This window comes from Pseudomonas sp. Irchel s3h9, from assembly GCF_900187475.1.
GTDB classification, from domain to species: Bacteria; Pseudomonadota; Gammaproteobacteria; order Pseudomonadales; family Pseudomonadaceae; genus Aquipseudomonas; species Aquipseudomonas neuropathica.
The window spans coordinates 59,981-76,492 of sequence record NZ_FYDH01000020.1 but is presented as its reverse complement, the minus strand read 5'-3'; the positions used below and the strand labels follow the sequence as shown (position 1 = coordinate 76,492).

Below are 16,512 nucleotides of genomic sequence, written 5' to 3'. Positions count from 1 at the left end.
GACTCTTAGTCTGTCGAACATGACTGACGGGAGCCGCAGAGCGCCCGCAACTTTTCCGTGATCGCTCGTTGTGGAGTTACCGATGACCGCCGCTCATTACCCGCACCTGTTGGCCCCGCTGGACCTGGGATTCACCACGCTGCGCAACCGCACCTTGATGGGTTCGATGCACACCGGTTTGGAAGAAAAACCGGGCGGTTTCGAGCGCATGGCGGCGTACTTCGCCGAACGTGCCCGTGGCGGCGTTGGCCTGATGGTCACTGGCGGTATCGGCCCGAACGACGAGGGCGGCGTGTACTCCGGGGCGGCCAAGCTGACCACCGAGGAAGAAGCGCTCAAGCACCGCATCGTCACCCGCGCGGTGCACGACGCGGGCGGCAAGATCTGCATGCAGATCCTCCACGCCGGGCGTTATGCCTACAGCCCGAAACAAGTCGCGCCGAGCGCGATTCAGGCACCAATCAACCCGTTCAAGCCCAAAGAGCTGGACGAGGAAGGCATCGAGAAGCAGATCAGCGATTTCGTCACCTGTTCGGTATTGGCGCAGACCGCCGAATACGACGGCGTCGAGATCATGGGCTCGGAAGGTTATTTCATTAACCAGTTCCTCGCCGCGCACACCAACCACCGCACCGACCGCTGGGGCGGCAGCTACGAAAACCGTATGCGCCTACCGGTGGAAATCGTTCGTCGTGTGCGCGAGGCGGTAGGGCCGAACTTCATCATCATTTTCCGTCTTTCGATGCTCGATCTGGTCGAGGGCGGCAGCACCTGGGACGAGATCGTCACCCTGGCCAAAGCCATCGAGCAGGCCGGCGCAACCATCATCAACACCGGCATCGGCTGGCACGAAGCGCGGATCCCGACCATCGCCACCAAAGTGCCGCGTGCGGCATTCAGCAAGGTCACGGCCAAGCTGCGCGGTTCGGTGAAGATTCCGCTGATCACCACCAACCGCATCAACACCCCGGAAATCGCCGAGCAGATTCTGGCTGAAGGCGATGCCGATATGGTCTCGATGGCGCGGCCGTTCCTCGCCGATCCGGACTTCGTCAACAAGGCCGCTGAAGGCCGCGCTGACGAAATCAACACCTGCATCGGTTGCAATCAGGCGTGCCTCGATCACACCTTCGGCGGCAAGCTGACCAGTTGCCTGGTCAACCCGCGTGCCTGCCACGAAACCGAACTCAATTATCTGCCGGTGCAGCAGATCAAGAAAATTGCTGTGGTTGGCGCCGGCCCTGCCGGTTTGTCCGCCGCGACCGTGGCGGCTGAGCGTGGCCATCAGGTGACGTTGTTCGATTCGGCCAGCGAAATCGGCGGTCAGTTCAACATCGCCAAACGCGTGCCGGGCAAGGAAGAATTCTTCGAAACCCTGCGCTACTTCAAACGCAAGTTGCAGACCACGAATGTCGAGGTGTGCCTGAACACCCGCGTCGATGTCGCGAAACTGGTGGAAGGCGGTTACGACGAGATCATCCTCGCCACTGGCATTGCACCGCGCGTGCCGGCAATTCCGGGTGTCGAGAATGCCAAGGTGCTGAGCTACCTGGACGTGATCCTTGAGCGCAAGCCGGTCGGTAAACGCGTAGCGGTGATTGGCGCCGGTGGTATCGGTTTCGACGTCTCGGAATTCCTCGTTCACCAAGGCGTGGCCACCAGCCAGGATCGCGCCGCGTTCTGGAAAGAGTGGGGCATCGATACGCAACTGGAGGCCCGTGGGGGTGTGGCCGGGATCAAAGCCGCACCGCACGCGCCGGCCCGCGAAGTGTTTCTGTTGCAGCGCAAGAAAACCAAGGTCGGTGATGGTCTGGGTAAAACCACTGGCTGGATTCACCGTACCGGTCTGAAGAACAAGCAGGTGCAAATGCTCAACAGCGTTGAATACCTGAGCATCGATGACCAAGGCCTGCATATCCGCATCGGTGAAACCGGCGAGCCGCAAGTGCTGGCGGTGGACAACATCGTGATTTGCGCGGGGCAGGATCCGCTGCGTGAATTGCATGACGGTCTGGTGGAAGCGGGGCAGAACGTGCACCTGATCGGCGGTGCGGATGTCGCGGCTGAGCTGGATGCCAAACGCGCGATCAACCAAGGCTCGCGCCTCGCTGCTGAACTTTAAGCTCCACCGCTGAACCTGTGGGAGCGAGCCTGCTCGCGAAAACGGTGTGTCAACCGATGCAAATGTCGATTGATACGACGCCTTCGCGAGCAGGCTCGCTCCCACAGGTTTTGTGTCATTTACACATACAGTGAGCCTGCTCGCGATGGCGGCTTGTGAGCGACTAGAATGCCGGCTCTGTCCAGATCGAATCGTCGCCCATGCTTTTGCCTCCCACCGATTGGCTACCCCAAGCCCCTCTCGAACACCTTCACCTCGACTGGCTCGCAACCGCCGGCATTGAAATGGCCATCCTGCGCCTCGACCAGATCGACCCGCTGATCAGCGGCAACAAATGGTTCAAACTCGTCGAACACCTCAAAGCCGCCGACCGTATGGGTGCCGAGGGCATCATCAGTCTCGGTGGTGCGCATTCCAATCATCTGCACGCGTTGGCAGCGGCGGGGCAACGGCTCGGGTTCAAAACCGTGGGGCTGTTGCGCGGGCATGCGCAGGAAACTCCCACGGTGCTGGATCTGCAGGCGTGCGGCATGCAATTGCATTGGTTGGGTTATGACGGTTATCGCGCGCGCAACGAGCCGGGATTCTGGCAACCCTGGCACGAGCAATACCCCAATCTGCAAGCGGTTCCCGAGGGTGGAGGTGGACTTGCAGGGGCGCTCGGTTGTGCAGCCATCAAGGAACAGGCGCAAGCGCAATTGCCTACGCTGGGCTGGAGCGACTATCACGGTTGGTGGCTGGCCTGCGGCACCGGGACGACACTCGCCGGACTGGTCCTCGCCGAGGCGGGTGCGCACCGAGTCTATGGCGCGTTGGCAGTCCCTGAGGATCACGGCGTGGCGCCGCATGTCGAGTCGATTATGCGGTCAGCTAGACTGGCCACTGCCGACTATGAGTTGATCGATGCCAGCCGTGGCGGTTTTGCCAAGGTTGATCCGCTGCTGCTCGCGTTCATTGACCAGACCGAGCAGGCCAGCGGCGTCCCACTGGAGCCGTTGTACACCGGCAAGGCGTTGCTGGCACTCAAGCAACAGGTCGAGGCAGGCAGGTTCGCGCCCGGCACGCGGCTGATCTTCATCCACACCGGAGGCTTGCAGGGCCGGCGTGGGTTTAGCGCCAGCCGCTGATATTCAGCCGCGCTTGGGCATCATCCGCAGCAGCGTGTTATCGCCCACCACATAGTGGTGATAAATCCCCGCCAGTGCATGCAGGCCGATCAACCAGTAGCCGATCGTGGCAATCAGCACATGCCAGCCCTCAACCTGCTTGGCGAAATCTTTGTTTTCCGCGACCAACAGCGGCAGGTCAAAACCATAGAACATCACCTGATGTCCTTCGGCGCTGGTGATCAGCCAGCCCAGGATCGGCATGCTGATCATGAACAGGTACAACGCCCAGTGCATCAGCCGCGCCAGCACGGTTTGCCATTGCGGTGAGGCGGGGAAGATTTTTGGCGCCGGACCAATGCTGCGCGCGAGCAGGCGAAACCACACCAGCACAAACACGGTCAGGCCGAGCATGTAATGCACTTCGCGGATCAGCGTGCGCCCGCCACTGCCTTTGGGAAACAGACCGCGCAACTCCATGCTGGCGTACACCAGCACCAACAGGACCAGCATCAGCCAGTGCAACAGGACCGAGACGGTGCTGTAGCGGGATTCGGAACTTGTCCACGGCATACGGTGTTTCCTCACAGATCAGGGTTCAAACCTGCCGTTCTTGGCCGACGGCATGCTTTAACTGTAATCCGCTTTGGCGGATTTGCCTGAGGCTGATCGGACTTTCAATGCTCTGAGTCAGGGCTTGCCAATAAAAAACGCCAGCGTCGTGCAGACACTGGCGTTTTTCTTTGCAGCAAGCGGCAGGGATCAGCTCGATTGCGGCATTTCACCGTTGGCCAGACGCTTGTTGATGTCGGCGATGACTTCCGGCAAATCGGTAATGGTGTCGATCATGTAATGCGGGCGCGAGCCTTCGAACAGCGCGTGAATGCGTTTGCGCTCGCTGGCCAGTTCATCGCTGCCCAAGGCACGGAACCCTTCGTAGTCCAGACCCAACGCGTTGCCTGAGCAGATCAGCGCCACGGTCCACATTCCGGCGCGGCGGCCTTCGAGAATGCCCGGCACGGTGTCGTCGATCTTCACGCACGCTGCGACATCGTCGATGCCCAGCGCGATCACGTTGGCCAGCGCCTGAGCCGGCCACGGACGGCCATTTGGCACTTCGTCGGTGGCAACCACGTGGTCGGCGACGTAGCCGTTGGTGGCGGCCAGCTCGACGACCTTGTCCATCACCTGCTTCGGGTAGCCGGAACAGGAGCCGATCTTGATGCCTTGCTGACGCAGATTGGCGATGGTTTCCAGTGCGCCGGGAATCAGCGCCGAGTGTTCGGCGATCTTCTCGATCTGCAGCGGCATGAAGCGGTTGTAGATGGCGGTGACGTCATCGTCGGTCGGCGTGCGGCCGAACGCCTTGCGATAACGCTCGGCCACTTGCGGCTGATCGCAGAGGGTGCGGATGTGGTCCCACTTGCCCATGCCCATCGGGCCACGCGCTTCTTCGATGGAGACCTGCACGTCGAACTCGGCGAAGGCTTCGACGAAGATCTGCGTCGGCGCGAACGAGCCGAAATCGACCACGGTGCCGGCCCAGTCGAGGATCGCGGCTTGCAGCTTGTTTGGGTTGACGTAGTTCATGTTGATCAAATTCCTGAGTTGGCAATGCAATTCAAATGTAGGAGTGAGCCTGCTCGCGATAGCGGTTGATCATTCAACATCTTCGTTGACTGACACGGCCTCATCGCGAGCAGGCTCGCTCCCACAGGGGATTTAGGATGGGGCTTAGATTTCTAACACTTCCATCTCGCGCAGCACTTCGCCGATCGCTGCAACGGCCTGGCGCATTTCGCCCGGACTGACGTGACCGATGCAGCCGACGCGGAAGGTCTCGACCTGAGTCAATTTGCCCGGATAAAGGATGTAACCCTTGGCTTTCACGCGTTCGTAGAAATCCTTGAACTGGTAGCGCGGATCTTGCGGCGCATGGAACGTAGCAATGATCGGCGCCTGAATTGCCGCCGGCAGGAAGCTGCGCAAACCGAGTTTGCCCATCTCGTCCATCAGCGCCTGGCAGTTGGCGGCATAACGCGCATGGCGTGCCGGCAGGCCACCTTCTTCGTTGTATTGCAGCAGCGCTTCATGCAGCGCCGCGACCACGTGGGTCGGCGGGGTGAAGCGCCATTGGCCGGTTTTCATCATGTAAGCGTGCTGGTCGTACAGGTCCATCGCCAGCGAGTGCGAATTGCCAGCGGCTGCGGCCAAAGACTCTTTGCGAGCGAAGACAAAACCCATCCCCGGCACGCCTTCCAGGCATTTGCCGGAAGCGGCGATCAGCGCGTCGAACGGCACTTTCTGCGCGTCCACCGGCAGAGCGCCAAAGGAACTCATTGCGTCGATGATCAGGCGTTTGCCGTGTTGCTCAACGACCTGGGCAATCTCCGGCAGCGGATTGAGAATCCCGGTGCTGGTTTCGCAGTGGATCAGGGCGACGTGGGTAATATTGCTGTCGGCGCGCAGCAAGCGGTCGACGTCGGCGGCGGTGGTCGGTTCATCTTCAGCGGTTTCGAAGGTGCTGAACGAGCGACCTAGCACTTCGCAAATCTTCGCCAGACGCTTGCCGTAGGCGCCGTTGATCAGCACCAGCACTTTGCCGTCACGCGGCACCAATGTGCCGATTGCCGCTTCAACAGCGAAGGTGCCGCTGCCCTGTAAGGGTACGCAGTGGTGAGTCGCGGCGCCGTTGAGGATCGCCAGCAGTTGTTCGCAAAGGCTGGCGGTCAGTTGATTGAAGCGGTCATCCCATGACCCCCAGTCGACCATCATCGCCTGGCGGGTGCGGGCCGAAGTGGTCAACGGGCCGGGAGTGAGCAGGATGGGTTCGGCAATACTCATTCGTGTGTCCTCGGATAGCGCTGTGGGATGAAGCTACGGGGCATACGTTGCAATTCGCCGTTTCATCAATCAAATTGTTTGTTGTTATGCCAGCCATCAGTGAGAGTTATCCATGAACCTGTTCCAGCTCCGCGCCTTCGACGCCGTGGCCCGTGAAGGCAGCTTCACCCGTGCCGCCGCGCGCTTGTTCATCAGTCAGCCGGCGGTTACCGGGCACATCAAGGCGCTGGAAGAGCACTACCAGATCACCCTGTTGCGGCGCACCGCGCGACGGGTGGAACTGACCGAGGAGGGCACCAAACTCGCGGCGATCACCCGCGCGATGTTCGGCCTGGCGGAAGAGGCGCAGACGATGCTCGAGGCCAACCGGCAATTACTCACCGGGCGACTGGAAGTGGCGGCGGACGGGCCGCATATGGTCATGCCAATGTTGGCGAGCCTGCGCGCGCGGTACCCGGGAATTACGGTGAATCTGCGCTTGGGCAATGCCCAGGAAACCCTCGCTGCATTGTTGTCGGAACACGCCGATGTGGCGGTGTTGACCGAAGTGGAGCCGCGCAAAGGCCTGCACCTGCAGGCATTGAGCGAATCACGGATTTGCGCGTTGGTGCCGGCAGGGCACCCGTGGGCGATGCGCGCCGGGGAAGTGAAACTCAAGGATCTGGATCAGGTGATCATGGTGCTGCGCGAACCGAGTTCGATCACCCGGCGTACATTTGATGAGGCCTGTGCGCAGGCGTCGATCCATCCTCGCGTGTTGCTGGAACTGGACAGCCGTGAGGCGGTGACCGAAGCGGTGGCGGCCGAGTTGGGCGTTGGCGTGGTGTCCTCGGTGGAGGTCAGTCATGACCCAAGGGTGGTGGCGATTCCGATTGTCGGGGACGGGCTGGTTAATCGGCACATGATTGGCTGCATGGAGCGGCGACGGGAGTTGCGCTTGATTCAGGCGTTCTTTGGCCTGGCGCCAACCGCCCCGTGATCGTTCCCACGCTCTGCGTGGGAATGCAGCCTGGGACGCTCTGCGTCCCATCCAAAGCCGAACGCGGAGCGTCCGTTGAGGCGTTTCCACGCAGAGCGTGGGAACGATCAGGAACCGGGGAGGCTGTCGCGGACCATATCGAGGAAGGTCGCCACCACCCGTCGATTGCTTTGCTCGCGCAAACACACCAGCGTCTCCGTCAACCGTCGGGTGCAGTCGACAATCGGCAACGCACACACCCGCGAGTCCGCACCAAACTCCGCGGCCGACACCACGCCAACGCCAATCCCGACCACCACCGCCTCACGCGCCGCTTCCCGGCCCTCGACCTGAATCGCCGGACGAATGCGAAATCCGGCCCGGGCCATTTCCTCTTCCAGCGTCTGCCGCGTTACCGAACCGTGTTCACGCAACACCAGCGGCGTGTCATCCAGGTCTGCCAGGCAGATCGATTCACGCTCGGCCCACGGATGATGGCGCGACACGAACGCGACCATCGGATCATTGCGCAGCGGCACACACAGCAAGCGTTCATCACTGACATCGCGGCCAAGCAACGCCAGATCGGCCTGATAGTTGAACAGGCGAAATAACGATTCATCGGTGTTGCCGGTCTCGATCTTCACGCTGATTCCCGGATAGCGCTCACAGAAGCGCGCGATCTGCGGCAGCACGTGGACCGGCGCATCCACTGCCAGAATCAGGCTGCCGGTCTGCAAGGCCTGGGATTCCTGCAACAGTTCCTGTGCTTCGGCTTCAATCACAAACAGGCGCTGGGTGATCGCCAGCAAGCGTTCGCCCAAGTCAGTCAGGCGTACGGAACGTTTATTGCGGTGAAACAGCAAAACGCCGAAACGCTCTTCGAGTTTGCGCACTTGGTCGGATATCGCCGGTTGCGTGAGAAAAAGGCGCTCGGCGGCTTTGGTGAAGCTTCCATGCACGGCCACGGCGTGGAAGGCTTTGAGTTGGGCGTGGGACACCGACATGAAGTCACCTGATCGCTTAGTCAGTAACAAGCTGAGCTTATGTGTGAAATACGATAAATCGATTTTATTTATTAAACAGTAATTGCTTTGATCGGCTCACGCCATCGCTGACTGCCCGCTCGGGCCGCACGGTAGCCATGAGCCTGTGCGTGCAACAACAGGACTCATCTGACCGATATCGCCACAGGGACGGGGTGATATCGCAGTGCTCAACAATAAAAACACAGGCGTTTTTCTTAACGATTCTGCCGGCACACTCACACCCTGAGGTCAGAACCACCATGAACAAGCACATCGGCACCATTGCGCGTTGGCGCGTGCAGATTTTCGCGATTACCTGGCTTGCGTACGCCGCTTTCTATTTCACCCGCAAAGCGTTTTCGGTGGCCAAACTGGGCATCGCCGAAGACCCTACCTTCATGCTCGACAAGATGGCCATGGCCAACCTCGATGCGATTTATCTGGCGGCTTATGCCCTCGGCCAGTTCACTTGGGGCATGCTCGCTGACCGCTTTGGCCCACGGGTCGTGGTGCTCGGCGGCTTGCTGATTTCCGCCGCAGCGGCGCTGGTGATGGGCAGTTACGCGACGTTGCCGATCTTCGCCACCTGCATGTTGATACAGGGGTTGGCGCAGTCCACTGGATGGTCGGGGCTGTGCAAAAACCTCGGCAGTTTTTTCCCTTCCCAACAACGCGGGCGAGTGCTCGGGTTATGGAGTTCCTGCTACGCGTTTGGTGGTCTGGTAGCGTCGCCGTTCGCCGGCTGGTGGGCGTATACGTTGATGGGCACCTGGCACGCGGCGTTCATTTCCAGTGCGGTGGTGGTTGCCGTCGTGGCGGTGTTGTTCTTTATCTTCCAGCGCAACAAGCCGGAAGATGTCGGCTTGCCGGCGGTCGAGCCGGAGCCTGAACTGACGGCGGAAGAAACCGAAGCCAACAGCAAACTCAGCGTCTGGGAGCCCTTGAAGGAAATCCTGCGTAACCGCACGGTGCTGGTATTGGGCCTGGCGTATTTCATGTTGAAACCGGCGCGTTACGCGATTCTGTTGTGGGGCCCGGTGATTGTCTTTGAACAGATGCCCAGTGTCGGCAAGGTCGGCGCGGCGATCATTCCCACCTCATTCGAACTGGCCGGGTTGCTCGGGCCGATCCTCATCGGTCTGGCTTCGGACAAACTCTTCGGCGCCCGTCGGATGCCGGCCTGCGTGTTGAGCCTGTTGGCGTTGACCGTGACGCTGGCGCTGTTTATGGCCGCGTTGCATACCGGCAGTGTGTTGCTGGTGGTCGCGCTGCTGTTCGTCATGGGCCTGACTTTGTATGGGCCGGACTCGATGATCAGCGGTGCCGCCGCGATCGACTTCGGCAAAGCCAAGGCCGGCGCCACGGCGGCCGGTTTCGTCAACGGCTGCGGCTCGGTTGGCGCGGTACTTGGCGGTTTGCTGCCGGGTTACTTCGACTCGGTGACGGTGTTTATCGTCTTCGCCGGTTGCGCGCTGTTCTCGGCGCTGGTGCTGATTCCGCACTGGAACAGCCGCCCGGTTGGCGTGATGGAACCGCGCGCCTCTATCCCCAATTGCCCGCTGACGATCAAACCCCTGCGTTCCTGAAACCCTTGCCTCGTGGCCTGCTGCGACGCTCGCGGCAGGCTGGGTCGTGGCCATCTGACTTGGAGAAACCCCATGAGACCGTTTTGGCTGGAGCAGGCCTTGCAGGCCGACACCTCGCAAACCTGCCCGCCGTTGCAAGGCGAAGTCCGCGCCGATGTGTGCATCGTCGGCGGCGGGTATACCGGGTTGTGGACGGCGATCATGCTCAAGCAACAAAACCCCGAACTCGATGTCTTGCTGATCGAAGCGGACATCTGCGGCGCCGGTGCCAGTGGGCGCAATGGCGGGTGTGCACTGTCGTGGTCGGCGAAGTATTTCACCCTTGAACGCTTGTTTGGCGTCGAGGAAGCGGTGCGCCTGGTCAAGGAATCGGAGCGCAGTATCCACGCGATCGGCGAGTTCTGTGAGCAGTACGGCGTCGATGCAGATTACCGTCTCGACGGCACGCTATATACCGCAACCAACCGCGCGCAGGTCGGTTCGACCGATGCAGTGATTGCCGCACTCGAGCGCAACGGTATCAACTCGTTCACCCAGCGTCCGCTGGCCGATGTGCAGCGCATGGCCGGTTCGAGCAAGCATCTGGAAGGCTGGTTCTCGCCGGCGGCGGCCAGTGTGCAACCGGGCAAACTGGTGCGTGGCTTGCGTCGCGTGGCGTTGCAGTTGGGTGTGAATATTTACGAAAGCACGGCGATGACCGGGCTGGAAGAAGGGCGCCCGGCGCGCCTGCAAACACCGAACGGCAGTATTGTTGCCGATCGCGTAGTGCTGGCGATGAATGCGTGGATGGCCCGTGCCTTTCCACAGTTCGAACGCAGCGTGGCGATTGTTTCCAGCGACATGCTGATCACCGAGCCGCGCCCGGATCTGTTACAGCAGATCGGCCTGACCAGCGGGGTCACTGTGCTCGATTCGCGGATTTTCGTGCACTACTACCACAACACCCCGGACGGCCGAATCATGCTCGGCAAGGGCGGTAACACCTTCGCGTTTGGCGGACGAATGCTGCCGGTGTTCGATCAGCCATCGCCTTATGCCGGCCTGCTGAAAAATAGCCTCGCCGACTTCTTCCCGGCGTTTGCCGATGTCAAAGTCGATGCCACCTGGAACGGCCCGTCGGATCGCTCGGTCACCGGTTTGCCGTTCTTCGGCCAGATGAGCAGCGCCGGCAATGTGTTTTACGGCTTCGGCTATTCCGGCAGCGGCGTCGGCCCGTGCCACATGGGCGGGCAGATTCTTGCTTCGTTGGTGCAGGGCCTGGACAACCCGTGGACCCGTTCGCCGCTGGTCAACGGGCCGCTGGGTTATTTCCCGCCGGAGCCAATCCGCTACCTCGGTTCGTTGATGGTGCGCAACGCCATCCGCCGCAAGGAACGCGCCGAGGATCACGGGCGGCGTCCTCGGCATCTGGATGTGCGCCTGGCGAAATTCGCTGCGGCGGCGGGCAAGGCTGACAAAGCCTGAAGCACGGCGTGTTGATGTAGGAGCTGCCGCAGGCTGCGATCTTTCGATCTTGTTTTTAAGATCAAAATCAAAAGATCGCAGCCTGCGGCAACTCTTACAAAGGGATCAGCGTGCGCCGCTGTCGAGTAGCCAGTCGAGTAATAGGCTGTCACGTGCGGGTGGTTCGCGAGGTGTGGGCTTACGTGAGTTGCCCAGACACAGAATCGGCCGGTCGGGGTCGCTGTCAAGGAAACTCACCCACACTTCGCTGCCGGCGCAGGGCAGTTCCTCCCGTGCCACTCGGCCATTGGCGCGAGTCATGGCGATGGGCAGCCAGATCGCCTCGTCATCAAGGGTTTGCAGATGTTCAGAGGGCCACAGCCTGACGGCGACCCGACCCTGTTCATCGAGCTGCGCCGGTTGCCCGGCAGGTCCCAGCACCAGCGCCAGGTGATAACCGGCAATGCCTGGACGCGGTTGGTTGAGCGCCGGGCGAAAATCGCTTGACCAGGGCTGGGCGGTAAAATCGTTTTCGTAGCGGTACAGGGGTGGGGTCGGGTCAAGAATCGACGGATGTTGCCCGTGATGACGTATCGAGGTGAGCCGCCATTGTTCGTTGAAGTGGCTGATCGGATGCGCCGACACTTGCAGCAGTTGTCCACTGAGCAAGCCGATCCGGTCGCTGCGGCCATTGATCGTGCGATGCTGGCAGCGTTGCCGTTCCAGATGTCGACGGCTGCGTTGTTCGTGGTGTCGTTGTTCGAGGGAAGATGCCTGCGGCAAGGGATTTGCCGTGATGTGGTTGGCGGCCTCGTCGCTGATCGCCCGCTGCCCTCGGTTACGCACGGCATGCAGCGTGGCGACGGGCGCGGCGTGATGATGCTGGTACAGCGAAGCGATGCAGGGTGAAGGCGTTTGCTCACAGGCCTTGAACGGAACCAGTACCGGCTTTTGCGGCAGACTGAGGCTGTCATCGGCAAACACGACAACGTGTCCGTCCATCCGGTGTTCGAAGTGGTAGTGAATGCCTTCCTCCTCGCAAAGCCTGTGCAGCAGCGCCAGATCGCTTTCTTCGTACTGGATGCAAAAAGGCCGGATCGGATAGCGGCCGACAGTCATTTCAATCCGGTAGCCGTCAGCGGGCAGGGCGTTTTCCGTGAGCAACTGCTGGAGAATCTGCGGCACACTCTGTTGCACGAACACTCGCCGTTTGCTCGGCTGAGCCAGCCTGTGCAAGCGCGGCACGACCGTCACGCGATAGCCGATCCGGTGCGTACCGCTATGTTCGCAACTGGCACTGTCGATCACGCCGTGGATTCCATGATGGTCGTCCAGACGCAGAAAGGCCCGTTGGTGCAGGAATGTGCCCGGCGCCACGGCGGGGGCCAAACCGATCAGTTCGATATCGAAACGGTAGGGCTGGTTGAGCGCTTCCTCGCCGTGAAAGCGCACCACTGGCAGGCACAGACCGCTGTCGTTCAGGGTCAGGGTAAAAGGACTTTCCTTGTCATTGAGCATTCGAACGGGCTCTGTCAGGCAATACGGGCCTGAGAGGGTACGAAACCGCAGCGTTGAATGGTCATGTCAAAGGCGTTTTTCAGAATTCCCCTACAAGCTCTGGTGAAGATGTCGATTCCACATTGCGTTTTTTTGGTCGATTGCCGACTTTAGGCCGTATAAACTTGGCGCCACGCGTCGGCCAATAGATGTCTCGGCGCCACAGATCAAGAGAGTGAGTAATGGGCGCACAGTGGAAGGTTAAACACAAAGAAGCGGCATCCAACGCCAAGGGCAAGATCTTCGGCAAACTGGTGAAGGAAATCACCATCGCTGCCCGCAACGGTGCCGATACCGCCACCAACGCACACCTGCGTCTGGTGGTCGAACAGGCCAAGAAAGCCTCGATGCCAAAAGAAACCCTCGATCGCGCGATCAAGAAAGGCGCCGGTCTGCTGGGTGAAACCGTGCAATACCATCGTGTGACCTACGAAGGGTTCGCCCCGCACCAGGTGCCGCTGATCGTCGAGTGCGTGACCGACAACATCAACCGTACCGTCGCCGAAATCCGCGTGGCGTTCCGTAAAGGCCAACTGGGGGCTTCCGGCTCCGTGGCCTGGGACTTCAACCACGTCGGCATGATCGAAGCCTCGCCGGACACCCCGGACGCCGATCCGGAAATGGCCGCGATCGAAGCCGGTGCTCAGGATTTCGAGCCGGGCGAAGACGGCGCAACGCTGTTCCTGACCGACCCTACCGACCTGGATTCGGTGCAGAAAGCGTTGCCAGAGCAGGGTTTCACCGTGCTGTCGGCCAAGCTCGGCTACCAGCCGAAGAACCCGGTCAGCGGCTTGAGTGACGAGCAGATGGCTGAAGTTGAAGCGTTCCTCGAAGGCCTCGACAACCATGATGACGTGCAGGACATGTTTGTTGGCCTGGCGGGCTGATCTGTTTCGTCAGTGATGGCCTCATCGCGGGCAAGCCCGCTCCCACAGGTTCAGAGGTGTCCACACATTTTGTGAACGACCCGGACACTGTGGGAGCGGGCTTGCCCGCGATTGACTGCGCAGCAGTCAGCTTTCCTGCAACACCGCAATAACTTCAGCAAACCCCGGCCGCGCCAGCACATCCGCCTGACAGCAACGCCGCTCCAGCTCTTCAAGCACCGCACGCTGCTCATCACTCAACCCCGAGTCGATGCGCGCCAGCAATTCCCCCAGCAAAACCCCGAACGCACGCACTTCGATGCGTTGCAACGCGCGCGTTTCCGCCGTATCGGCAATAGCATGGAACGACGCCCCGCCAAAATCCCCGAGCAGGCAATCGCCGCGCTCGTTCAACAGAATGTTGTGCCCGTACAGATCGCCGTGGGTGATGCCTTGCCGGTGCAAGTGTTTGGCTGCCGAAGCGATGCCTTTGGCAATGTTCAGCGCGACCTCGGCACTGAACCGACAGTCGTCGGCATAAACATCTCGCGAGCAGGACGCCAGGCTCGGCAGATCAGCGAGGTTGCGGAAAGACGGATCGATCAACTGCATCACCAATCCTTGCTGGTCGTCGGGATGGCCGCTGATGCGACCCTCGACGCGGATCAGATTGGGATGCAGGCCAGCAGTGATGCAGGCATTCATTTCGTGCAGTGGCGAACCGTCGCTGGTCATTTCACCTTTGTACAACTTCACCGCAACCGGTATCACCGAACCATCGTCGCGTTGCCAGTTCGCCCGGGAAATCACCCCCGAGGCGCCTTCACCCAAGCGTTGCTCCAGACTTAGCGCAGACCAGGGGATCTGTGCCGTCGCCTCGAGCGCGGCAGCGTCTGCCTCGGTCTCCAGCGGGTTACCGGCGTAGGCTAGCCAGGTCAGACTCGGCAGCGCGAGCAGCCACTGCGGCAGCTCGGTCAGGCGGTTGGCGGAGACGCGCAGCAACTCCAGTCGATGGCAGTTGCTCAGCGAGGGGGGCAGCGTTTGCAGACGGTTGCCCGAGAGCATGAGTTTTTGCAGGGCAGGGCGCTCGCCAAGTTCGCTCGGCAGGCTTTCGATGCAGTTGTCGGTCAGGATCAGCCAGCGCAGCTGAGGCGGCAGGGCGGCACCGGGTACGTTGACGATGCGATTGGCCCTGAAGCCGACCATCGTCAGTGCCGCGCACTGGCCGAGGCAGGCGGGCAGTTCGGTGAAGGTGTTATCGGAGCAGAACAACACGCGCAGGCGAGTCAGGCGATGCAAGTCGTCCGGCAGGCTGCTCAATTGGTTGCCGCTGAGGTTGAGGATTTCCAGGGTGTCGGCCAGATCGAAAATCTCGCGCGGGAATTCGGTCAGGCCACAAGACAGATCCAGTCGAGTGATGCCCGACAACTCGCCGGCGCGCAATTGAGCAAGGGTGTGCATGTTTGGTGTTCGCTATTGATCAGGGGCGCGCCGCTGGGGCGCCGGGAATGGCCGACATGATAACGGCAATACCCTGATTTGAAATTGGCTAGGTGGCGAAACTTCAGATGCCCTTGGTGGGAGCGAGCCTGCTCGCGAAGGCGGAGTGTCAGAAGCTGATGTTTTGACTGATAGGGCGCTTTCGCGAGCAGGCTCGCTCCCACAGGGGAGTGGCGTGCTCAGATCGTCCCGTGCACTTCCTGCAACTGCCCCAACCGACTGCGCGTGCGCGCCAGGTCAATGGCATTGCCATCCAGGCTAGCGCACAAGGGCAAACGACCGAGTAGCGTCAGGTGCTTGTCCTGGTCGTACAGCACGTCGATCAGGTTGATGAAGCGTTGTTGCGCGGCGATCGAGCACTCCGCCAGTTCCGGCAGACCATCGATGATCCAGCGGTCGAAACGGCGACACAGTTCCAGGTAATCCATCACCGCCGTTGGCTGTTCGCACAGATCGTTGAAGGTAAAACCGACCCGCCGCTTCTCAAAAAACCGCGCCTGAAACTGCCGGGTGCCGACCGTTAGCGCAACGGCCGGTGCCTCTGCAGGGGGCAGATCCAGGGCCGTGCGTTGTGCTGGCGTGGCCGGCCACACGTAATGTCCCTGGGTGAATATCTGGTGTGCAGAGTGACGCGTCTGGCTGCGGTAATCGTGCGGGCCGCCGACTTCCATCACCTGCATGTGCGTATTGATCAGTTCGATCACCGGTTTGAAGCGGGCGTGATAAAGCGGATTGGGCAGCAAACCTTCAGGCGCATAGTTGGAGGTCACCAGCAGCAGAATCCGTCGTTTGAACAACGCCTTGAACAGCCGGGTGATAAGCATGGCATCGCCGATGTCATGCACATGAAACTCGTCGAAACACAGCACCCGACAATCTTGCAGCAGTTCGTCGAGAGTCACTTCGAGGGCATCGTCCTGCAGGCGATGGCTGAACATGCCCTGATGCAATTGCGCGAAAAACTGATGGAAATGCAGGCGTCGTTTCTGGGTGATCGGCAGCGCCTGAAAGAAGCCGTCGAGCAGCCAGCTCTTGCCACGCCCGACGGCGCCGAACAGATACAGGCTTGGCGCGGTTCGGCCACTGGCGGCCAACAGCAGACTGGCCTGCTGCGCCATGCACTCGATGACGCGCTGCTGGCTGTGGCTGAGGGTGTAGCCCTGACCGCTGGCCTTGTGTCGGAAGTAATCGCGGATCGACTGGGCACTGGCGTCATGCCCGGCGCCGGCCGGCAAACCCTTGCCGAACCAGCGGTGCAACGCCGGCCAGCGCTGGATCAGTCGCGATCGTTTCGGCGGGTGGGCAGGCACTGTCGGCGTCTCCGTATTCGTCAAAACCGGCTCCCGGGAGCGCGGCGATGTAGTGTAACCAGACGCCGAGATGACCAGCCACCGCGACGTGTCGACAATGGGCGGTTATTGAACAAATTTGTGCGGCACGTACAGCAATTTTTAGCGACATGGCTCGCCCCGTTGCCAATCTTTCGAAACATATCCCGGCCG

Annotated in this window: 13 protein-coding genes; 6 read left to right on the top strand and 7 right to left on the bottom strand. The window is 60.8% G+C overall.

What is annotated here, in order from left to right:
- The first annotated feature begins 82 nt into the window (after positions 1-82).
- On the top strand, positions 83-2,122 hold the full coding sequence (locus CKW26_RS26835) for an NADPH-dependent 2,4-dienoyl-CoA reductase (RefSeq protein WP_093434064.1): 2,040 nt from the start codon (positions 83-85) through the stop codon (positions 2,120-2,122).
- 200 nt (positions 2,123-2,322) lie between these two features.
- The gene (locus CKW26_RS26830; protein ID WP_095050809.1) at positions 2,323-3,249 is read left to right on the top strand and encodes a 1-aminocyclopropane-1-carboxylate deaminase/D-cysteine desulfhydrase; all 927 of its coding nucleotides are present in this window, start codon (positions 2,323-2,325) and stop codon (positions 3,247-3,249) included.
- A 3-nt stretch (positions 3,250-3,252) separates the two neighbouring features.
- Here CKW26_RS26830 and CKW26_RS26825 read toward each other — a convergent pair whose 3' ends face one another.
- From CKW26_RS26825 to CKW26_RS26815, 3 genes are all read right to left on the bottom strand, one after another.
- On the bottom strand, positions 3,253-3,801 hold the full coding sequence (locus CKW26_RS26825; protein ID WP_095050808.1) for a cytochrome b: 549 nt from the start codon (positions 3,799-3,801) through the stop codon (positions 3,253-3,255).
- A gap of 189 nt (positions 3,802-3,990) precedes the next feature.
- The gene (gene phnX, locus CKW26_RS26820) at positions 3,991-4,818 is read right to left on the bottom strand and encodes a phosphonoacetaldehyde hydrolase (protein WP_095050807.1); all 828 of its coding nucleotides are present in this window, start codon (positions 4,816-4,818) and stop codon (positions 3,991-3,993) included.
- 144 nt (positions 4,819-4,962) lie between these two features.
- Entirely contained in the window at positions 4,963-6,072 is a 1,110-nt protein-coding gene (locus CKW26_RS26815) for a 2-aminoethylphosphonate--pyruvate transaminase (RefSeq protein ID WP_095050806.1), read from the bottom strand.
- Between the two features lie 112 nt (positions 6,073-6,184).
- Here CKW26_RS26815 and CKW26_RS26810 point away from each other — a divergent pair, with 112 nt between their 5' ends.
- Positions 6,185-7,051 (top strand): LysR substrate-binding domain-containing protein, encoded by an 867-nt coding sequence (locus tag CKW26_RS26810; RefSeq protein WP_095050805.1) that lies wholly within the window; start codon positions 6,185-6,187, stop codon positions 7,049-7,051.
- Positions 7,052-7,158: 107 nt separating this feature from the next.
- On the opposite strand, the gene CKW26_RS26805 is transcribed toward CKW26_RS26810, so the two are convergent.
- Positions 7,159-8,037 carry a LysR family transcriptional regulator gene (locus CKW26_RS26805; protein WP_095050804.1) on the bottom strand — a complete coding sequence of 293 codons (879 nt, stop codon included), beginning with the start codon at positions 8,035-8,037 and terminating at the stop codon, positions 7,159-7,161.
- Positions 8,038-8,318: 281 nt separating this feature from the next.
- On the opposite strand from CKW26_RS26805, the gene CKW26_RS26800 reads away from it, so the two are divergent.
- The gene (locus tag CKW26_RS26800; protein ID WP_095050803.1) at positions 8,319-9,644 is read left to right on the top strand and encodes an MFS transporter; all 1,326 of its coding nucleotides are present in this window, start codon (positions 8,319-8,321) and stop codon (positions 9,642-9,644) included.
- A gap of 72 nt (positions 9,645-9,716) precedes the next feature.
- Positions 9,717-11,108 carry an FAD-dependent oxidoreductase gene (locus tag CKW26_RS26795; RefSeq protein ID WP_095050802.1) on the top strand — a complete coding sequence of 464 codons (1,392 nt, stop codon included), beginning with the start codon at positions 9,717-9,719 and terminating at the stop codon, positions 11,106-11,108.
- 105 nt (positions 11,109-11,213) lie between these two features.
- Here the strand turns inward: CKW26_RS26795 and CKW26_RS26790 are convergent, their stop codons facing one another.
- Entirely contained in the window at positions 11,214-12,605 is a 1,392-nt protein-coding gene (locus tag CKW26_RS26790; protein ID WP_095050801.1) for a type VI secretion system Vgr family protein, read from the bottom strand.
- A gap of 221 nt (positions 12,606-12,826) precedes the next feature.
- On the opposite strand from CKW26_RS26790, the gene CKW26_RS26785 reads away from it, so the two are divergent.
- Positions 12,827-13,531: a YebC/PmpR family DNA-binding transcriptional regulator gene (locus tag CKW26_RS26785; RefSeq protein WP_016983911.1), complete on the top strand. Its 705-nt coding sequence runs from the start codon at positions 12,827-12,829 to the stop codon at positions 13,529-13,531.
- Between the two features lie 126 nt (positions 13,532-13,657).
- On the opposite strand, the gene CKW26_RS26780 is transcribed toward CKW26_RS26785, so the two are convergent.
- The gene (locus CKW26_RS26780; protein ID WP_095050800.1) at positions 13,658-14,971 is read right to left on the bottom strand and encodes a leucine-rich repeat-containing protein kinase family protein; all 1,314 of its coding nucleotides are present in this window, start codon (positions 14,969-14,971) and stop codon (positions 13,658-13,660) included.
- A gap of 218 nt (positions 14,972-15,189) precedes the next feature.
- The gene (gene zapE, locus CKW26_RS26775) at positions 15,190-16,320 is read right to left on the bottom strand and encodes a cell division protein ZapE (protein WP_095050799.1); all 1,131 of its coding nucleotides are present in this window, start codon (positions 16,318-16,320) and stop codon (positions 15,190-15,192) included.
- Between the last annotated feature and the right edge of the window lie 192 nt (positions 16,321-16,512).